Raw genomic sequence first — 18,262 nt, forward strand, 5'->3', positions numbered from 1 at the left:
CAACAAACCGAAGCCGTTCGTCCATGATGCCAGTCTCTCGCCAAACCATCGCCGGTCCTCCGGCGGACAAGAAAACTGTTACCCATGCTATCGGTCCATTCTGTTACCTATCTATACGGTTCGGACAGCTCGACACCTCTCCCCCGATCGACGGGGTAGAGGAACGGCGCGAGTTCGCCACCCTTGGCGCCCTTCCTCTCCCTCCGGAGGGGGGAGAGGTGGCGCTGCGGAGCAGCGACGGAGTGGGGGAAGCCATTCCCCAAACGCGTAGCCGCTGCAAGACAGGAACAACCCTGCCGACCGCCTCCCCTCAAGGTAGGAGATTCGCGGCTTCGCCAATCACCAGTGCCAAAAAAAGGGCCGACTCACGGCCAGCCCTTCCGTATATGCCAAATCAGTCTTTGGCTTGACAATTCGCCGGCTAACTACCGATCTTGCTTCAGCCTGCGGCACAGCTCATCAAGCTGTTCCAGCGACCGGTACGAAACCCGCAGCACGCCGCCCTTGCCCTTGTGATCCACCGAAACGATCATGCCGATCGTATCGGTCAACAGTTTTTCCAGCGCCAGCGTGTCGGCGTCCTTTTCGTCAGGACTTGGCGCCGGCTTGGCTTCCCTGGCGCTGCTGGTGCCGGCCGGCATCTGCGCCAGCGCTTCGGCCTGGCGCACCGAAAGGCCCTCTTCGACGATGCGCTTGGCAAGGCCGGCCGGATCTTCCGCCGTCACCAGCGTGCGGGCATGACCCGCCGACAGCGCGCCGTCGACCAGCATGTCGCGGATCACGTCGGGCAGCTTCAAGAGCCGCAGCGTGTTGGCGACATGGCTGCGGCTCTTGCCGATCACCTGGCCGAGATCGGCCTGGGTGTAGCCGTGCTCATCGATCAGCTGTTGATAGCCAAGCGCTTCCTCGACTGCGTTGAGGTCGGTGCGCTGGACGTTCTCGATGATCGCCAGTTCGAGCGCGGTGCGGTCGTTGACCTCGCGGATGATGACCGGAATCTCGGACAGCCCGGCGCGCTGCGCCGCGCGCCAGCGCCGCTCGCCGGCGATGATCTCGTAGCGGCCGGCCTGTGTCGGCGAAGGCCGCGCCACCACCGGCTGGACGACGCCGTGTTCGCGGATCGACTGGGCAAGATCGGTCAGCTCGGCGTCGCCGAAATGCCGGCGCGGATTTTTCGGATTTGGCGTCAGGAACTCGATCGGCACCTTGCCGTCGGCGCCCATGCCGGGCTTTTCAGGCGCTGCGGGGCGATCGATCTCGCCGATCAGCGCCGCCAGTCCACGCCCCAGTCTTTTTCTCGAAAGGTCTTCGCTCATCTTTATTCCAGTTGGCTATTCCAAATCGTTTCGGTATCGAATCGTCTCGTAACTATACATCCGGCCTAATCAAGCGGCGCGTAACTTGCGCTCGCGGCGGATCACTTCCGACGCCAGTTGCAGATAGGCCTGGCTGCCCGAGCATTTCAAATCGTAGAGGATCGCTGGCTTGCCATAGGACGGCGCCTCGGACACCCGCACATTGCGCGGAATGACGGTCTCGTAGACCTTGTCGCCCATATGCGCCCGCACATCCTGCACCACCTGGTTGGCGAGATTGTTGCGGCCGTCATACATGGTCAGCACGATGCCCTGGATGGTGAGATCCGGATTGATCGAGCGGCGCACCTGCTCGACTGTCTCCAGCAATTGGCTGAGACCTTCGAGCGCGAAAAACTCGCATTGCAGCGGTACAAGAACAGAATCGGCCGCAGCCATTGAATTCAAAGTCAAAAGATTGAGCGATGGCGGGCAGTCGATCAGCACATAGCCGAATGGTGCGCCGCGCCCGGTCGCGGCACGAAGCGCATTGCGCAGCTTGAGCACGCGGTCGGGTGCGGAGGCGATCTCCATTTCGATGCCGAGCAGGTCGAGCGTCGACGGCACGATCGACAGGCCGGGCACGGCTGTGGGGATGGCCGCGGCCTCCAGCTCAAGCTCGCCGGTCAGCACGTCATAGGAGGACACCGTGCGGTCCTTGCGATCGATGCCGAGGCCGGTGCTGGCATTTCCCTGCGGATCGAGATCGACGATCAGCACCTTTTCGCCGATCGCGGCCAGCGCGGTCGCCAGATTGATGGCGGTGGTGGTCTTGCCGACACCGCCCTTCTGGTTGGCTACGGTGATGATTCGGGGGCCATTCTTCATCATGGGTCTATGCCAGAAGTTCATTTTGGGATCGCCAAAGCGTCTGACACGTCGCGGATCAGACAGGTCGCAGGTTGGACAGTTCAAGGATGACGCCGCCAGCGTCGGTCACACTTGGATGTTCTACCAGATCGAAGGACCATCGGTGAACGCTTTCTTGCACTTCGGTGCGGTAATCCCGGCCTTTGTGGAACAGGCCGCGTGCGCCTGAAATCAGCCAGGGCGCCGACAGGTCCAGCAAGGTCGAAAGCGAGGACAAAGCCCGCGCCGTGACAACTTGCGGTGTCGAAACAAGCGCATGGCTGTCATCGATGCGGCGCGCCACGACCCGCGCCGGCAGGCTGAACTGCCCTACGACGGTCTGCAGGAAGGACGCCTTTTTGCGATTGCTTTCAACCAGATCGATGCTGGCGCCGTCGCGCTCGGCAAGCAGGAAAGCCATGACAAGGCCCGGAAATCCGCCGCCCGAGCCGAGATCCACCCAGCGCGTGGCAACCGATTCTATGCGTCCGAGCTGCGCACTGTCCAATATATGGCGCTGCCAGACATCGCCCGACGTCGATTGCGCCACCAGATTGATGCTGCGATTCCATTTCTGGAACATCTGCTCAAAGGCCACCAGCCGATCGAATGTTTCACGTGAAACCGGGCCTGCCGCGTCCTGCAGGCTCTCTAGGGAAATAGAACTCACGCAACTTCCTTTTGTGGGCGCTGGGTGCTTTCCGCGTGACGGACATGCGCGACGATGATCGCCAGCGCCGCCGGCGTCATGCCTTCCATGCGCTGGGCATCGGCGATGGAGCGCGGCCGCCGGACCTGCATCTTCTGCTTCAGCTCGTTCGACAGACCCGGCACCCCGACGAAATCGATGGTCTCCGGAATCAGCCGGCTCTCTTCAAGCCGGATCTGCGCGACGTCGGTTTTCTGGCGATCCAGATAGACCGAATATTTCGCTTCCGTTTCGAGGCGTTCCGCCGTCTTCGCGTCTATATCCGCAAAGCGCGGATCGACACGAGCCAGCCAGGCTACATCGACATCAGGATAGGACAACAGTTCATAACCGGACCGGCGCACGCCATCCCGGTTGATCTCCAGCCCATGCCGCGCCGCCTCGTTCGGGGTCAGGGCGAGCGACTTCGCCAGATCCCGCGCCTCGTCCAGGCTTTGCATCACCTGTCCGTAACACTGCATCCGCTGCGCCGAGGCGATGCCCAGTTTCGCAGCCAGAGGCGTCAGTCGTTCATCGGCATTGTCGGCACGCAGCGACAGCCGGAACTCGGCCCGCGAGGTGAACATCCGATAGGGTTCGCTGATGCCGCGGCTGGTCAGGTCGTCGACCATCACGCCGATGTAGGCTTCGGTGCGGCTGAGCACGATCTGCTCGCTGCCCGCCGCCTGCCGCGCCGCATTGAGGCCGGCAAGCAGCCCTTGCCCGGCCGCCTCTTCATAGCCGGTCGTACCGTTGATCTGACCGGCAAGGAAAAGGCCACTAATGCGCTTCGTCTCCAGTGTCTGATGCAGTTCGCGCGGATCGACGTGATCATACTCGATGGCATAACCGGGCTGCAGCATGATTGCGCGCTCCAGCCCCGGGATGGTTTTCAATATATCGAGCTGCACATCTTCGGGCAACGAGGTGGAAATCCCATTGGGATAGACGGTATCATCATCCAGCCCTTCCGGCTCCAGAAAGATCTGGTGCCCGTCCCTATCGCCGAACTTGACGATCTTGTCCTCGATCGACGGGCAATAACGCGGCCCAACGCCCTCGATCGAGCCGGAATACATGGCCGAGCGGCCGAGATTGGCCCGGATCAGCTCATGCGTGGCCGTCGTCGTGCGGGTGATGCCGCACTCGATCTGCGGCGTGGTGATTCGGTCCGTCATCAGCGAGAACGGTACCGGATCCTCATCGGCGGCTTGGCTTTCCAGCGACGCCCAGTCGATGGTCCGGCCATCGAGCCGTGGCGGCGTCCCGGTCTTCAGACGGCCGAGCTTGAAGCCCGCCCGGTCCATCGTCGCCGAGAGCCCAAGGCTGGCCTGCTCGTTCATGCGGCCGGCGACAATCTTCTTTTCGCCAATATGAATAAGCCCACGCAAAAAAGTCCCGGTCGTCAGCACGACCGCGCCACAGCCAAGCCGCCTGCCGTCGGCCAAGAGAACAGCCGTGATCCGCGCATCGACGATCTCGAAGTCCAGAACCTCGCCTTCGACCACGTCGAGATCGTTCTGCTGCCGAATCGCTTCCTGCATGGCAAGGCGATAGAGCTTTCTGTCGGCCTGCGTCCGGGGGCCGCGCACGGCGGGGCCCTTGCGGCGGTTGAGCAAGCGGAATTGGATGCCGGCAGCATCCGCCACCCGCCCCATCAAGCCGTCCATGGCATCTATCTCGCGCACCAAATGGCCCTTGCCGAGCCCGCCGATAGCCGGATTGCACGACATCACCCCGATCGTGTCGAAGCGCAGCGTCACCAGCGCGGTTCTGGCACCGGCGCGTGCGGCAGCGCTGGCCGCCTCGCACCCGGCGTGGCCACCGCCCACTACAACCACATCATAGTGATTGGTCATCACAAACTTCCCAGACTCAATGAATGAGGGACACATGTCCCTGCAGGGCGGTGCTGTCAAGAAAACTCCGCAGCGAGTTTCACGTGAAACAGCCTTGCACGTGCCCTCACGCGTGTTTCACGTGAGTCGTCGGGATCGCCGATGTTCCACGTGAGTCACCCGAGTGGTGCTGCGCAGGGATTCGAGGACGGCAGCTGAGTTTCGTCGTTCGCTGTGGCCACCATCATAGACATCCATGACCGCCGAGGCCTCCACGCCTTCGTCATCCACGGGCGGAGAAAGGAGCGAAGCGACGCGGCGAAGACCCGAGGATCCATGCCGAGATGTTGGTCAAAGAGTGCAGCGGAGCAGGATTCGGGCACCGTAGCAACGCTTTGGAGTCGCGGCATGGATCCTAGGGTCTGCGCTCGTCGCTTCGCTCCTTGCTTCGCCCTAGGATGACGAAACGATAGGCGTTTCCGCCAATTGCCGAGGCATGCGGGTCCTTCACATTCCTGCCCCCAAGACTTCTTCGCTGGCTGACTAACCCGCGTCCGACCGACGATATGTTTCACGTGAGTCATTTTCCAATGCAGAACTGCGAGAAGATCACGTCCAGCATGTCCTCGACATCGATGGCGCCGACGATTCGGCCCAGGCGGTCTGCTGCAAGCCGCAACTCCTCGGCGCGCAATTCCTGCCCGACAGTCAAGCCGTCGGTTGCGCGAAGCAGGTGGCTATTCGCAGCGCCAAGCAATTCGACGTGGCGCAGGCGCGACGGCAAAACATCTCCGACGCTGCCGGCCGCCTCGGCCGCCCGCCGGCCGATTTCCACCAGCAGCTCGTCCACGCCTGTCCCGTCCTTCACAGAAATGACAAGGTCATAGTCGTCCGTCGCGCCGCTCGCAGCGCGGTCTTCCAGCAGATCAAGCTTAGTGCCGACCCGCAAGTTCGGAGCGCCGGTCGGTAGCGCCCCAATATCCCTGGGGTCCGCAACGTCCTGCAGCAACAGCAACAGATCGGCGCCATGCGCCTTGGCCCTCGCCTTTTCGATGCCGATCGCCTCGACCTTGCCCGGCGCATCGCGCAGCCCGGCCGTATCTGTAAGCCGGACCCGCAGCCCTTGGAGATCAAGTGTCACTTCAAGCAGATCCCGCGTCGTGCCGGGTTCATCCGTTACTATAGCGGCATCCCGCCGGGCCAGGGCATTGAACAGACTCGACTTACCGGCGTTGGGCGCGCCAAGGATGACGACCTCGAAGCCATCGCGGATGATCTCGGCAGCGCGAAACCCTGCGATATGCCGGTCGATTTCGCCGATCATTGTCCGGACATCGGAACAAACCGTGTCCGAAACGGAACCAGGGACGTCGTCCTCATCGGCAAAATCGATCTCCGCCTCGATCATGGCGCGGGCATGGAGCAGCCGGCGCCGCCAGCCGAGGTAGAGTTCGCTTTGAACACCTTCGGCATTCTGGACAGCAAAACGCCGCTGCGCCTCGGTTTCGGCGTTGACGAGATCAGCCAACGCCTCGGTCTCGACCAGGTCGACCTTGCCGTTGAGAAAGGCGCGGCGCGTGAATTCGCCCGGTTCCGCGTGCCTGACGCCGTCAAAACTCGTGATCGTCTCCAGCATCCTGGCCACCACGGCGCGTCCGCCATGGACGTGGAGTTCAGCGACATCCTCGCCGGTGAAACTGGCCGGACCGGGAAAGAAAACCACCAGTCCAGTGTCGAGCACAGTCCCGTCGGGCGTCCTGAACTTGCGCAAGACCGCCGCGCGGTCCTTAACCATGCCGCCGGCAATTGTTTCGACTACGAATCGAGTCTGTAGGCCGGAAATGCGAATGACGGCGACGCCGGCCGGAAGCCGGCCGCTCGACAATGCAACGATGGAATCGCCTGAAATCATTTGCCCGCTCTACCGAACCGCCCTAGCTTCACCCCTATCCGACCACCCGAGTTTGCCCATCGTGACGTTGCCCGCGCAAAATCTGCTTGCCGAAGAAGCCAGCCCCTATCTGCAGCAGCACAGCGGCAATCCCGTCCACTGGCGGGCCTGGTCGCCGGCCTCGCTCGAGGAGGCAAAGGCGCTGGACAGGCCCATCCTGCTCTCGGTCGGCTATGCCGCCTGCCATTGGTGCCACGTCATGGCGCATCAAAGCTTCGAGAACGATGGTGTCGCCGCCGTCATGAACCGTCTGTTCGTCAATATCAAGGTCGACCGCGAGGAGCGTCCCGACATCGATCAGATCTATATGGCCGCACTCTCCGCCATGGGCGAGCAAGGCGGCTGGCCGCTGACCATGTTCCTGACGCCGGACGGCAAGCCGTTCTGGGGCGGCACCTATTTTCCGCGCGAGCCACGCTATGGCCGCCCCGGTTTCATCCAGGTGATGGAGGCGGTGGACAAGGCCTGGCGCGAGAAGCGCGCTAGCCTCAACCAGAGCGCCGACGGACTGACGACACATGTCGAGGCCCGGCTCGCCGGCTCGCATGCGAGGACGGCGCTCAACCGCGAAACGCTGACGGAGCTTGCCAAGGGCATCGACGGCATGATCGACGGCGATCTGGGCGGCTTGCGTGGCGCACCGAAATTTCCCAATGCACCGTTCATGCAAACGTTGTGGCTGTCCTGGCTGCGCGACGGCAACGTCAGCCATCGCGACGACGTTCTCAACAGCCTCGAACAGATGGTCAGCGGCGGCATCTACGACCATATCGGCGGCGGGCTCAGCCGTTACTCGACCGACGCCGAATGGCTGGTGCCGCATTTCGAAAAGATGCTTTACGACAATGCCCAGCTGATCCGCTTCTGCAACTGGGCCTATGCCGCAAGCGGCAACGAGCTGTTCCGGGTCCGAATCGAAGAGACGATCGACTGGCTGCTGCGCGAAATGCGCGTCGACGGCGGTGCTTTTGCCGCCAGTCTCGACGCCGACAGCGACGGCGAGGAAGGGCTGTTCTACACTTGGAGCAAAGACGAGGTCGAAGCTGCCCTAGGCGACGATTCCGCTTTGTTTTTCAACCACTTCACGCTCTCCAGCCCGCATGGCTGGGAAGGCAAGCCGGTTGTTCACCAAACCCTGTCCCAGCAATCGCAATATGTGATCGATCGCGAAGAGATCAGCCCGCTCAAGGGGAAACTCCTTGCAGTGCGGGAAGAGCGGGTCAGGCCCGGCCTTGACGCAAAGACCCTCACCGACTGGAACGGCCAGATGATCGCGGCGCTTGCAGAAGCCGGCCGGTCGCTGGCGCGGCCTGACTGGATCGATGCGGCGGCAAAAGCCTTTGCCCATATCCGCGCTGCCAGCCGCGACGGCCGTCTGCCGCATTCGATGCTCGGCGCCAGAAAACTGTTCCCTGCCTTGTCCAGCGACTATGCCGCCATGACCAACGCAGCCATCTCGCTGTTCGAGGCCACTGGGGATTGGAGCTATGTCGACCAGGCCGGCCGGTTTGTCGAGCAGCTCGACCATTGGCACGCCGATAACAAGAAGACAGGTTATTACCTGACCGCCTCGGACAGCACCGACGTGCCGATCCGGATTCGCGGCGATGTCGACGAGGCCATTCCGTCCGCCACCGGCCAAATCATCGAAGCACTGGTCCGGCTCGCCTCCGTCACCGGCGATCTCGAGCTGCACGAGAAAGCCTGGGAGGTCGCCGAACATGCCGCCGGCCGTGCCGCAAACCAGGCCTATGGCCAAGCCGGCATCGTCAATGCCTGCGCGCTGGCGATCGAGCCGCTCAAGCTGGTCATCGTTGATGCGCTCAACGATCCAAAGCTCGTTCCGGTTGCGAATCGAAATCCGGATCCGCGCCGCGTCGACATCCTCGTGCCAATTGGTACGGGAGCGAATCGAGCCTTGCTGCCCGGTGGAATCCTTCCGCCGACCAACCGCTTCAGCGCGTGGTTCTGCACTGGTCAGGTTTGCCTTTCCCCGATGACGGATCCGGAAGACCTCGAGCGCCTGTTGCGCCGAAAATGATCAGGCGCCATGCGCTGGATCGGGCAGCGCCTCGGTCGCAGCTTGCCGGGGCTTGAACAGCAAATCCTTGGCGGCGATCACCGCGCCAATGGTAATCAGCACGCAGGCGAGCGCCACCGACCAGTGAAACACACCAAAGCCTGCCAGCAACAGCACGATGACCGACAACAGCGGCGCGGCGTAGGACAGGGCGCCAAGGATCATGATGTCACCGTGCTTGCAGCCAAAATCCCAGGCGTAGAAGCCGGCTCCCAGAGGAATCGTGCCCAGAATGACGATAGCCGTCCACTGCGTCGGCGTCTGCGGCCAGACCGTGGTCTCGAGCATCAGGTGCAGCGAGAAAGCGACCGCCGCCGTGATGAAGCAATAACCGGCCACGACATCCGTCGGCACCTGGCCGAAGCGGCGAGACAGGACGGAATAGCCAGCCCAGATGAAGGCGCAGAACAGCGCGATGACATGGCCCTTCATCACCCCATTGGCTAGGCCGACATTGCCGCCCTTGGTGATCACCACGATGGCGCCGGCAAGCCCGAGAACGACGCCCACGACGTGGTGAGCCTTCAGCCTTTCACCGGGCAGGAAGGCTGCAAAGACGACGATCAGCAATGGCCAGAGATAGGCGATCAGGCTGACCTCGACCGGCGGCGCCGACTGGATCGCAAAGAAATAGGCGCAGTGGTAGATGCACAGTCCCGCCGTGCCGATCGCCCAGACCGGCCATGGCTGCCGCAGCGATCGGATCGCGCCTGGGCGGAAGATCCAGCTGCCGGCGCCGACCAGCCCTCCGAGCAGGAAGGTCATGGCTGCCAGCTGAAACGGCGGGATCGGGCCAGCGGCGGTCGAAAGCAGCGCCAGGAAAGACCAGGTCAGGATGGCCGAAAAGCCGATCAGGGTCGGGATTGTCTTCTTCACGTCGCTGCTTCCAGTTTGCAGACACGAGCTTTGCATGAACGCGAAATCGTCCGCCGCCGCATACAGCCGCTCTATATCGGGAAAGCGACCTGCCGCCGGACAATGAAAAACCCCATCCCGGTCTCCCGGAATGGGGTTTCAATGCAGAGGCCGGAAGATTTCGGCCCGACCTTTACGTGTTCATCGAATCGAAGAAATCCGCATTGGTCTTGGTCTGCTTCAGCTTGTCGATCAGGAACTCGATCGCGTCGGTGGTTCCCATCGGCGCCAGGATGCGGCGCAGCACAAAAATCTTCTGCAGATCCTGCTTGGAAACCAGCAGGTCTTCCTTGCGGGTGCCGGACTTCAAGATGTCCATGGCCGGATAGATGCGCTTGTCGGCCACCTTGCGGTCGAGCTGGATTTCGCAGTTGCCGGTGCCCTTGAACTCTTCGAAGATGACTTCGTCCATGCGGCTGCCGGTATCGATCAGCGCGGTGGCGATGATGGTCAGCGAGCCGCCTTCCTCGATGTTGCGGGCGGCGCCGAAGAAGCGCTTCGGCCGCTGCAGCGCGTTGGCGTCGACACCGCCGGTCAGCACCTTGCCGGATGACGGCACAACGGTGTTGTAGGCGCGGCCGAGACGAGTGATCGAATCGAGCAGGATGACGACGTCGCGGCCATGTTCGACCAGGCGCTTGGCCTTCTCGATGACCATTTCGGCGACCTGCACGTGGCGCACCGCCGGCTCGTCGAAGGTCGAGGAGATCACCTCGCCCTTCACCGAGCGCTGCATGTCGGTCACTTCTTCCGGCCGCTCGTCGATCAGAAGCACGATCAGATAGCATTCCGGATGGTTGGCGGTGATCGAGTGGGCGATGTTCTGCATCAGAACCGTCTTGCCGGTACGCGGCTGCGCGTTGATCAAAGCGCGCTGTCCCTTGCCGATCGGCGCGACCAGGTCGATCACACGGGCCGAGATGTCCTTGGTGGTCACATTCTCGATCTCCATCTTCAGCCGCTTGGTCGGATAGAGCGGCGTCAGATTGTCGAAGTGGATCTTGTGACGGATCTTCTCGGGGTCGTCGAAATTGATGGTGTTGACCTTGAGCAGCGCGAAATAGCGCTCGCCCTCTTTCGGGCTGCGGATCGGCCCTTCGACCGTATCGCCGGTCTTCAGCGAAAAGCGCCGGATCTGCGACGGCGAAATATAGATGTCGTCGGGACCTGGGAGATAATTGGCGTTGGCGGAGCGCAGGAAGCCGAAACCGTCCTGCAGCACCTCGACCACGCCATCACCGATGATCTCGATCTCCTGGGCGGCCAGCTTCTTCAGGATCGCAAACATCAGCTCCTGCTTGCGCATGACGCTGGCGTTTTCGACCTCGAGCGATTCGGCATAAGCGATCAGCTCTGGCGGTTTCTTGTTCTTGAACTCGGCGAGTTTCATTTCTTGCATAGACGGACCTTGAATAGATGGAGTCTGGGTAGGCTTTGGGAAAATATCGGCGGGATGCGACAAATGCCGGGCGCGGCCGAAAACAACGAGGGGCGGCGCATGACGGGAAGGAAGACCCGTCTTTTATCGTCGGTCGGGTGAAAGAGCAAGCTGCGTTTTGTGTGACCTATGAAGGCTTAAAACGCATCACTGCCTGTCGTTGGCTCCTGGCCGTTTTGATCGACATGCATCAGAACGGCTTGACGACCACCAGGATGACGATTGCGATCATCAGCAATGTGGGGATCTCGTTGACCATCCGCCAGTGCCTGGCCGGTTTTTCATTGCGGTCCTCGGCGAATTTGCGCACCGCGCCCGAGAGATAGCCATGCATGGCCGACAGCAAAAGCACCGCTCCGATCTTGGCGTGAAGCCAGCCGCCCTGGAAACCAAAACCCTTCCAGGCGAGCCATAGGCCGAATACCCAGGTGACGATCATCGCCGGGTTGATGATGCCGCGCAGCAGGCGCCGCTCCATCACCTTGAAGGTCTCGGACTGCACCGAGCCCTTCTCGGCATCGGCGTGATAGACCAGCAGCCGCGGCAGATAGAGCATGCCCGCCATCCATGAGATAACGGCGAGGATATGGATCGCCCTGGCCCAGGGATAGAAACTGTCGGGTGCGGCGAAGTACAAAAGCGCGGTGAAAACGACCAGCACGGCGATACCGATCGTCATCCGTATCATCGCCTGGCCGGTGCTGTTCGTGTTGTTCATCTTAGCCATCAGCGTGTCGCGCTCCGCACCTGTTTCACCATCGCCTCGACATGGGCGATCGGCGTCTCCGGCGTGATCCCGTGACCGAGGTTGAAGATCAGCAGCCCGTCTCCCAGCGCTCCCAGGATCGCCTCGACGCCATCCGACAGCGCCTTGCCGCCAGCCACGAGCCGCAAGGGATCGAGATTGCCCTGAACCGCACCCGAGCGCTGCAATTCCTTCGCCGCGATCAGGGGCACCGTCCAGTCGATCCCCAGCGCCGTTACGCCGGTCTTCTGTCGATAGGTCCGGTAGCGCGAACCGGCGCCCTTGGGAAAACCGATGATCGGAACATCGGGATGAACCGCCCGCACCCGGCCGACGATCTCGGCCATTGGCTGAACGCAGAACAGATCGAAAGTTTCATCGTCCAGCACGCCGGACCAGGAATCGAATATCTGCACCACATCCGAGCCCGCCTCGATCTGGCGGATGAGATAGGCGGCCGAATGTTCGGCAAGCACCTTCAGCAATCGTTGAAACGCCACCGGCTCGCGATAGGCAAAAAGCCGCGCCGGCGCCTGGTCGGGTGTGCCATGGCCGGCGATCATGTAGGTCGCCACCGTCCACGGCGCGCCGCAGAAACCGATCAGGGTTGTCTCTTCGGGCAGTTTGGCCCGCAACCGGCGAACCGTCTCGTAGACCGGTTCGAGATTCACGTGAAACACCTTGCCTTCCAGAGCCAAGATCTCCGGCGCGGTGATCGGCGTCAGCAGCGGCCCTCTGCCCTCTTCGAAGCGGACGTCACGGCCAAGCGCATGCGGAACGACAAGGATATCGGAAAACAGGATCGAGGCATCGAAGCCGAAGCGCTCGATCGGCTGCAAGGTCACTTCGACCGCAAGGTCGGGATCGTAGCAGAGGTCCAGGAACGAGCCTGCTCGCCTGCGTGTCTCCCGATACTCCGGCAGATAGCGTCCGGCCTGACGCATCATCCAGAGCGGAGGCGGAAAATGAGCCTTGCCCTTCAGGACATCCAGCATGATCCGGTTCTGGGGCATCGGGCGCTCGCTTCTCCCAGCCTCTTCTATAATCAAAGATTCTTATATCTAAGATTCTTCTGATTCTAAGAGTCTGTTGGTTCTGGTGGTTGTCACCTGTCCCGCTTTGCCCCGGAAAACACCAGCCAACATATTGTCGCGTGCTTCTTTTTCCCAGATGTAGGGTTCTGGGGATAGCCCCGAATCGATCAATCGAGTCAAAGTGTTAGGCACAGCGGTGAAAGGCGGGTCCTGTGGACGGACCGTAGTCGAAAAAAGCCGTCCCCAAACTTGTCCCCAGTCGGCCGACGAAGCTGACAGCGCATCGAATTGTGGACAAACCGCCATCTGATACAGTCGCCTCCGACAGGCCCGTCTTTTCATCCCGCTTTATCCACAGAAGCCCACAGCCCCAGGTGACCCCCTGTGAACAAACCCCAGAGCTTCTTCCACCTGCACCTGATTTCCGACGCGACCGGTGAAACGCTGCTCGCCGCCGGCCGGGCGGCTTCGGCGCAGTACAAGGATGCGCGCGCCATCGAGCATATCTATCCGCTGATCCGCACCGAAAAGCAGGTGGCAAAGGTGTTCGAGGACATCGAGGAGGAACCGGGCATCATCCTCTATACGGTCGTCGACCAGAAGCTGGCGCGCGGCATCGACGAGCGCTGCGCGGCCATGGGCCTGCCCTGTGTATCGGTGCTGGAGCCGGTGCTGACCGTGTTCCAGTCCTATCTAGGCACCCCGGCCGGCCGCCGCGTCGGCGCCCAGCATGTCCTCGACGCCGAATATTTCCGCCGCATCGACGCGCTCAATTTCACCATGGACCATGATGACGGCCAGCTGCCGCTCAATATGGACGATGCCGATGTGGTGCTGATCGGCATTTCTCGCACGTCGAAGACGCCGACCAGCATCTATCTCGCCAACCGCGGCATCAAGACCGCCAACATCCCGATCGTGCTTGGCGTGCCGGTGCCGGAAAGCCTGGTTGCCGCCAGCAAGCCGCTGATCGTCGGGCTGATCGCCACCGCCGAGCGCATCTCGCATGTCCGGCAAAACCGCATCCTCGGCAACAGCAGCTCGTATGAGGCATCGGATTATGTCGACCGCGCCGCAATCGCCGAGGAGCTCGCCTATGCCCGCAAGATCTGCACGCGCCATGGCTGGCCGATGATCGACGTCAGCCGCCGCTCGATCGAGGAAACGGCGGCGGCGATCGTTGCCCTAAGAGGGAAGAATAGATAGATGAGGCCCTTCCGCACCCGCAGGCTTGAGACAGTGTCTGAAACGTCGCGATCCTTCGCGCCCCCCTCTGCCCTGCCGGGCATCTCCCCCTCTAGGGGGGAGATCGGCAGCTTCGCGGAGCGCACTTTCTGTTCAACGTTAAGAACTGGCGAAAGCCGAAGTTACATCCAATCTCCCCCCTTGAGGGGGAGATGTCCGGCAGGACAGAGGGGGGCGCTGTCCCGCCAACCTTTGGCAACCTTCTGCATTGCGGCGGTCAACGACGATTAACCGGGCGAAACCCATGACTGAAAAACTCATTCTCGCTTCCGGCAGCCCGTTCCGCAAGGCGATGCTGGTCAATGCCGGCGTCGATGTCGAGGCGGTTCCCGCCGATGTCGACGAGCGCGCGCTCGAGGGGCCTTTGCAGGATAGCGGCGTCTCGCCCGAGGACGTCGCCCTGGTGCTGGCCGAGGCCAAGGCCACCGAAGTCAGCGAGCGCAGGCCAGGCGCCCTGGTTCTGGGCTGCGACCAGACGCTGTCGCTCGGCGACGAGGTGTTCCACAAGCCGGCCGATAGGGAAGGCGCCCGCCGTCATTTGCTGGCGCTGTCGGGCAAGACCCATCAGCTCAACAGCGCCGCTGTTCTGGTTCGCGACGGCAAGGTCTTGTGGCGGCATGTCGGGATCACCTCAATGACCATGCGCAAGCTCGACCCGGCCTTCATCGGCCGCCATCTCGCCCGCGTCGGCGCCAAGGCGCTGTCCAGCGTCGGCGCCTACCAGATCGAAGGCGAAGGCATTCAATTGTTCGAGAAAATCGAGGGCGATCATTTCACCATTGTCGGCTTGCCGCTTCTGCCGCTGCTGGCCGAACTGCGCACGCTGGGAGCGATCGATGGCTGAGGCGTCGAAAAAAGCCTTCGTGTCGGGCCATCCGGTCAAGCATTCGCGCTCGCCGAAGATTCATGGCCACTGGCTGGCCAAACATGGCATCGACGGCAGCTACCGGGCCATCGATGTCGCGCCGCAAGACTTTGCCGTGTTCGTGAAAACGCTGCAGGCAAACAATTACCGCGGCGGCAACATCACCATCCCGCACAAGGAAGCGGCCTTCGCATTGGCCGATCGCCGCGACCGGGCGGCGCAAGAAATCGGCGCCGTCAACACGCTGTGGTTCGAGGACGGCGCCTTGTGGGGCGGCAACACCGACGCGCACGGCTTTGCCGCCAACCTCGACGATCATGCGCCGGGCTGGGCGGGCAAGGGTCCGGCGGTCGTGCTTGGCGCCGGCGGTGCGTCGCGCGCGGTCATCCATGCGCTGAAGGAGCGCGGCGTGACCGACATCCGCATCGTCAACCGCACGCTCGCCCGGGCGCAGGAATTGAGGGATCGTTTCGGCGCCGGCGTGTCGGCGCATGGCATGGCGGCTACGGATGAACTGCTCGGCGATGCCAGCCTGCTGGTCAACACCACGGCACTTGGCATGCATGGCAATGAAGGCCTGTCGGCCGATCCCGCCCGGCTGCCGGACCACGCCATCGTCACCGACATCGTCTATGTACCGCTGGAGACGCCCCTGCTTGCGGCGGCGCGCGCCAGGGGCCTGAAGACGGTCGACGGTCTCGGCATGCTGCTGCATCAGGCCGTGCCCGGCTTCGAGCGCTGGTTCGGCATCAGGCCGCGGGTGACGGCCGAACTCCGGGCGCTGATCGTCGCCGATCTGGTGCCGAAGCCATGATCGTGCTCGGCCTCACCGGCTCGATCGGCATGGGCAAGTCGACGACGGCCAGGATGTTCACTGACGCCGGCGTGCCGGTCCATGATTCCGACGAGGCGGTGCATCGCCTCTATGCCGGCAAGGCGGCGCCTCTGGTCGAAGCCGCCTTCCCCGGCACCACAATTGCCGGGGTGGTCGACCGGACAAAACTTGGCGCGCGTGTGCTCGGCGACGCCGCCGCGCTGAAGCGGCTCGAGGCCATCATCCATCCGCTGGTGCGTGCCGATGCCGATGCCTTTCTGGCCAGGCATCGTGGATCAGGCGCGCCGATCGCCGTCCTCGATATTCCCCTGCTGTTCGAAACCGGCGGCCGCAACCGCGTCGACAAGGTCGTCGTCGTCACCGCATCGGCCGAGACCCAGCGCGAGCGTGTGCTGGCGCGGCCAGGCATGACCGAGGAAAAACTGGCGTCGATCCTGGCCAAGCAGGTGCCGGATGCGGAAAAGCGTCGTCAGGCCGATTTCGTGGTCGACACCGGCCAGGGGTTGGACGCCGCGCGGGATCAGGTGAATGCGATCATTGCGGAACTGATCGGGGTCGGCAAGCCGGGCCATTGACACTGGCTGCCGTCTGTCAACGTCAGCGCCGCCCCTCATCTGCCGGCCAGCTCCTTCTCCCCGTAATAGTGACGGGGAGAAGGAGCTGGCCGCGACCTCGGCTACAATCTTGCAAACGCAGGAGATTGGCGAAATCCTTTGCGAAGGCGTCCTTCTCCCCGTCACTATACGGGGAGAAGTGCCCGGCAGGGCGATGAGGGGCAGCGCAAACCTGTAGTGATTGCCCTGATCAGCTTCGTTTCCCATTGCCATTTTGTTCCGGTCTCATGATTCTGCTCCTTTGGAGCGACTGATTCGATGCGTGAGATCATCTTCGACACGGAAACCACCGGCCTCGATTCGCGCGACGACCGCGTGATCGAGCTGGGCGGCGTCGAGCTGGTCAACCGCTTCCCGACCGGAAAGACCTTCCACCACTACATCAACCCGCAAGGGCGCGCGATCCATGCCGAGGCACAGGCGGTGCACGGCATCAGCGCGGCGGACCTCGCGGGCAAGCCGACCTTTGCCGAGATTGTGCAGGAATGGCTGGACTTCACCGACGGCGCCAAGCTGGTCGCCCACAACGCAACCTTCGACATCGGCTTCCTGAACGTAGAATTCGGCCGGCTCGGTCATCCCGTCATCGACAACGGCCTCGTCGTCGATACGCTGGCGCTGGCGCGCCGCAAGCACCCGATGGGGCCCAATTCGCTCGATGCGCTCTGCCGGCGTTACGGCATCGACAACACCAGGCGCACCAAGCACGGCGCCCTGCTCGATTCCGAATTGCTGGCCGAGGTCTATATCGAGCTGATCGGCGGCAAGCAGGCGGCCCTTATCCTCGACAGCGCCACCGCGCCGGCGCAAGGCGAAAATGTCCGCCAGATCGAGATCATCATCAGCCAGCGCCCGGCACCCCTGCGGCCGCGCGTCACCGAAGCCGAACGCGCCGCCCACGCCGGCATGGTCGGGACGTTGGGTGAGAAGGCGTTGTGGCTGAAGGTTGCGGCTGGGTGATCGCAAACTGCTAGCCGAAAACCTTCGCGTCTTCGTCATCCTAGGGCGGAGCAAGGAGCGAAGCGACGCGGCGCAGACCCTAGGATCCATGCCGTGACGGTGATGACATGTCCGGCGGTGCAAGAAACCGAGCGCTACCAACCCGTACCGCGAAACAGCTCGAACCATTCCGGATTGGCCTTTCGATCAATTCGATCTTCCATTGGCGCGGCCAGCGCTTCAGCGACTTCTCGCGCTGGATGGCATCGGTGATATCGAAATATTCTTCGTACCAGACCAGCCGCTGAACACCGTAGCGGCTGGTGAAATTAGAGCCTTGGCCCGACTTGTGCTCCGGCATGCGGCGACCGAGGTCGTGGTGACACCGATATAGAGGGTGCCACCTTTCTGGCTCGCAGTCATGTAGACATAACCGGTCATGGTTTTAGCGTAGCGAGCACAGGCGCGGGGACAAGCGCCATTCTGATCCGTTACATTCTAAGGCGAATGTCACGGCATGGATCCTAGGGTCTGCGCTGCGTCGCTACGCTCCTTGCTCCGCCCTAGGATGACGAAGACGCGAGGGGCCTTCAGCCAACCTCGAAGGCGCGCTGCCCCGCCAGCGTTTCCAAACAGAAAACCCGGCACAAGTGAACTGACCCCTTAAAGTTGGACAGTTTAAGGTGCCGGCAGATTTAAGGGCTGGGTTCTGTATTGCACAGGGCTCAGCCCTTTCAGTTTCAGTTTGATGCGATCATGATTGTAGTAGTGGATGTAATCCTCGATGCTGGCCTTGAGGCTCTGAACGTTCTCGAAGGTATTGGGGTAGAAGAGCTCGGATTTGAGTGTTGCGAAGAAGCTCTCGATAGGT

General features: G+C 62.2%; 16 protein-coding genes and 1 pseudogene. 6 read left to right on the forward strand and 11 right to left on the reverse strand.

Features of this window, described 5'->3' with window-relative positions; all coding sequences use genetic code 11:
* Positions 1-425: 425 nt before the first annotated feature.
* The 5 genes from EOA13_RS34180 to mnmE all read right to left on the reverse strand — a co-directional run bounded on the left by EOA13_RS34180 (position 426) and on the right by mnmE (position 6,642).
* On the reverse strand, positions 426-1,316 hold the full coding sequence (locus EOA13_RS34180) for a ParB/RepB/Spo0J family partition protein (protein WP_127297641.1): 891 nt from the start codon (positions 1,314-1,316) through the stop codon (positions 426-428).
* Between the two features lie 69 nt (positions 1,317-1,385).
* Complete coding sequence (locus EOA13_RS34185) at positions 1,386-2,186, reverse strand: ParA family protein (protein WP_127297642.1); 801 nt, start codon at positions 2,184-2,186, stop codon at positions 1,386-1,388.
* A 55-nt stretch (positions 2,187-2,241) separates the two neighbouring features.
* A complete protein-coding gene (gene rsmG, locus EOA13_RS34190; RefSeq protein WP_127297643.1) occupies positions 2,242-2,874 on the reverse strand; it encodes a 16S rRNA (guanine(527)-N(7))-methyltransferase RsmG in 633 nt (210 codons plus the stop codon).
* Complete coding sequence (gene mnmG / locus EOA13_RS34195; protein WP_127297644.1) at positions 2,871-4,751, reverse strand: tRNA uridine-5-carboxymethylaminomethyl(34) synthesis enzyme MnmG; 1,881 nt, start codon at positions 4,749-4,751, stop codon at positions 2,871-2,873. The genes rsmG and mnmG overlap by 4 nt, the downstream gene beginning before the upstream one ends.
* Before the next feature lie 559 nt (positions 4,752-5,310).
* Entirely contained in the window at positions 5,311-6,642 is a 1,332-nt protein-coding gene (mnmE, locus tag EOA13_RS34200) for a tRNA uridine-5-carboxymethylaminomethyl(34) synthesis GTPase MnmE (RefSeq protein WP_127297645.1), read from the reverse strand.
* Between the two features lie 61 nt (positions 6,643-6,703).
* On the opposite strand from mnmE, the gene EOA13_RS34205 reads away from it, so the two are divergent.
* The gene (locus tag EOA13_RS34205) at positions 6,704-8,722 is read left to right on the forward strand and encodes a thioredoxin domain-containing protein (RefSeq protein WP_127297646.1); all 2,019 of its coding nucleotides are present in this window, start codon (positions 6,704-6,706) and stop codon (positions 8,720-8,722) included.
* Here the strand turns inward: EOA13_RS34205 and EOA13_RS34210 are convergent, their stop codons facing one another.
* The 4 genes from EOA13_RS34210 to hemE all read right to left on the reverse strand — a co-directional run bounded on the left by EOA13_RS34210 (position 8,723) and on the right by hemE (position 12,872).
* Positions 8,723-9,637: an EamA family transporter gene (locus EOA13_RS34210; RefSeq protein WP_127297647.1), complete on the reverse strand. Its 915-nt coding sequence runs from the start codon at positions 9,635-9,637 to the stop codon at positions 8,723-8,725.
* Between the two features lie 172 nt (positions 9,638-9,809).
* A complete protein-coding gene (gene rho, locus EOA13_RS34215; RefSeq protein ID WP_013528732.1) occupies positions 9,810-11,075 on the reverse strand; it encodes a transcription termination factor Rho in 1,266 nt (421 codons plus the stop codon).
* Positions 11,076-11,304: 229 nt separating this feature from the next.
* On the reverse strand, positions 11,305-11,841 hold the full coding sequence (hemJ, locus tag EOA13_RS34220) for a protoporphyrinogen oxidase HemJ (RefSeq protein ID WP_127297648.1): 537 nt from the start codon (positions 11,839-11,841) through the stop codon (positions 11,305-11,307).
* Positions 11,841-12,872, reverse strand: coding sequence for a uroporphyrinogen decarboxylase (gene hemE / locus EOA13_RS34225; RefSeq protein ID WP_127297649.1), 1,032 nt, complete (start codon positions 12,870-12,872; stop codon positions 11,841-11,843). The genes hemJ and hemE overlap by 1 nt, the downstream gene beginning before the upstream one ends.
* A 405-nt stretch (positions 12,873-13,277) precedes the next feature.
* On the opposite strand from hemE, the gene EOA13_RS34230 reads away from it, so the two are divergent.
* The 5 genes from EOA13_RS34230 (at position 13,278) to dnaQ (ending at position 17,412) form a co-directional block, all read left to right on the forward strand.
* A complete protein-coding gene (locus EOA13_RS34230; RefSeq protein ID WP_127297650.1) occupies positions 13,278-14,099 on the forward strand; it encodes a pyruvate, water dikinase regulatory protein in 822 nt (273 codons plus the stop codon).
* A gap of 283 nt (positions 14,100-14,382) precedes the next feature.
* Positions 14,383-14,982, forward strand: a complete 600-nt coding sequence (locus tag EOA13_RS34240; protein WP_127297651.1) for a Maf-like protein — start codon at positions 14,383-14,385, stop codon at positions 14,980-14,982.
* Positions 14,975-15,817 carry a shikimate dehydrogenase gene (locus EOA13_RS34245; RefSeq protein WP_127297652.1) on the forward strand — a complete coding sequence of 281 codons (843 nt, stop codon included), beginning with the start codon at positions 14,975-14,977 and terminating at the stop codon, positions 15,815-15,817. The genes EOA13_RS34240 and EOA13_RS34245 overlap by 8 nt, the downstream gene beginning before the upstream one ends.
* On the forward strand, positions 15,814-16,413 hold the full coding sequence (coaE, locus tag EOA13_RS34250; RefSeq protein WP_127297653.1) for a dephospho-CoA kinase: 600 nt from the start codon (positions 15,814-15,816) through the stop codon (positions 16,411-16,413). The genes EOA13_RS34245 and coaE overlap by 4 nt, the downstream gene beginning before the upstream one ends.
* Before the next feature lie 297 nt (positions 16,414-16,710).
* A complete protein-coding gene (gene dnaQ / locus EOA13_RS34260) occupies positions 16,711-17,412 on the forward strand; it encodes a DNA polymerase III subunit epsilon (protein ID WP_127297654.1) in 702 nt (233 codons plus the stop codon).
* Positions 17,413-17,546: 134 nt separating this feature from the next.
* Here the strand turns inward: dnaQ and EOA13_RS34265 are convergent.
* Together EOA13_RS34265 and EOA13_RS34270 are read right to left on the reverse strand one after the other, a co-directional pair.
* Positions 17,547-17,832, reverse strand: a pseudogene (locus tag EOA13_RS34265) (GIY-YIG nuclease family protein).
* Positions 17,833-18,069: 237 nt separating this feature from the next.
* The coding region (locus EOA13_RS34270) for an IS3 family transposase (RefSeq protein ID WP_164780078.1) at positions 18,070-18,262 on the reverse strand (193 nt) is incomplete at its 5' end.

This window comes from Mesorhizobium sp. M7A.F.Ca.US.011.01.1.1 (assembly GCF_003998295.1).
Lineage (GTDB): Bacteria > Pseudomonadota > Alphaproteobacteria > Rhizobiales > Rhizobiaceae > Mesorhizobium.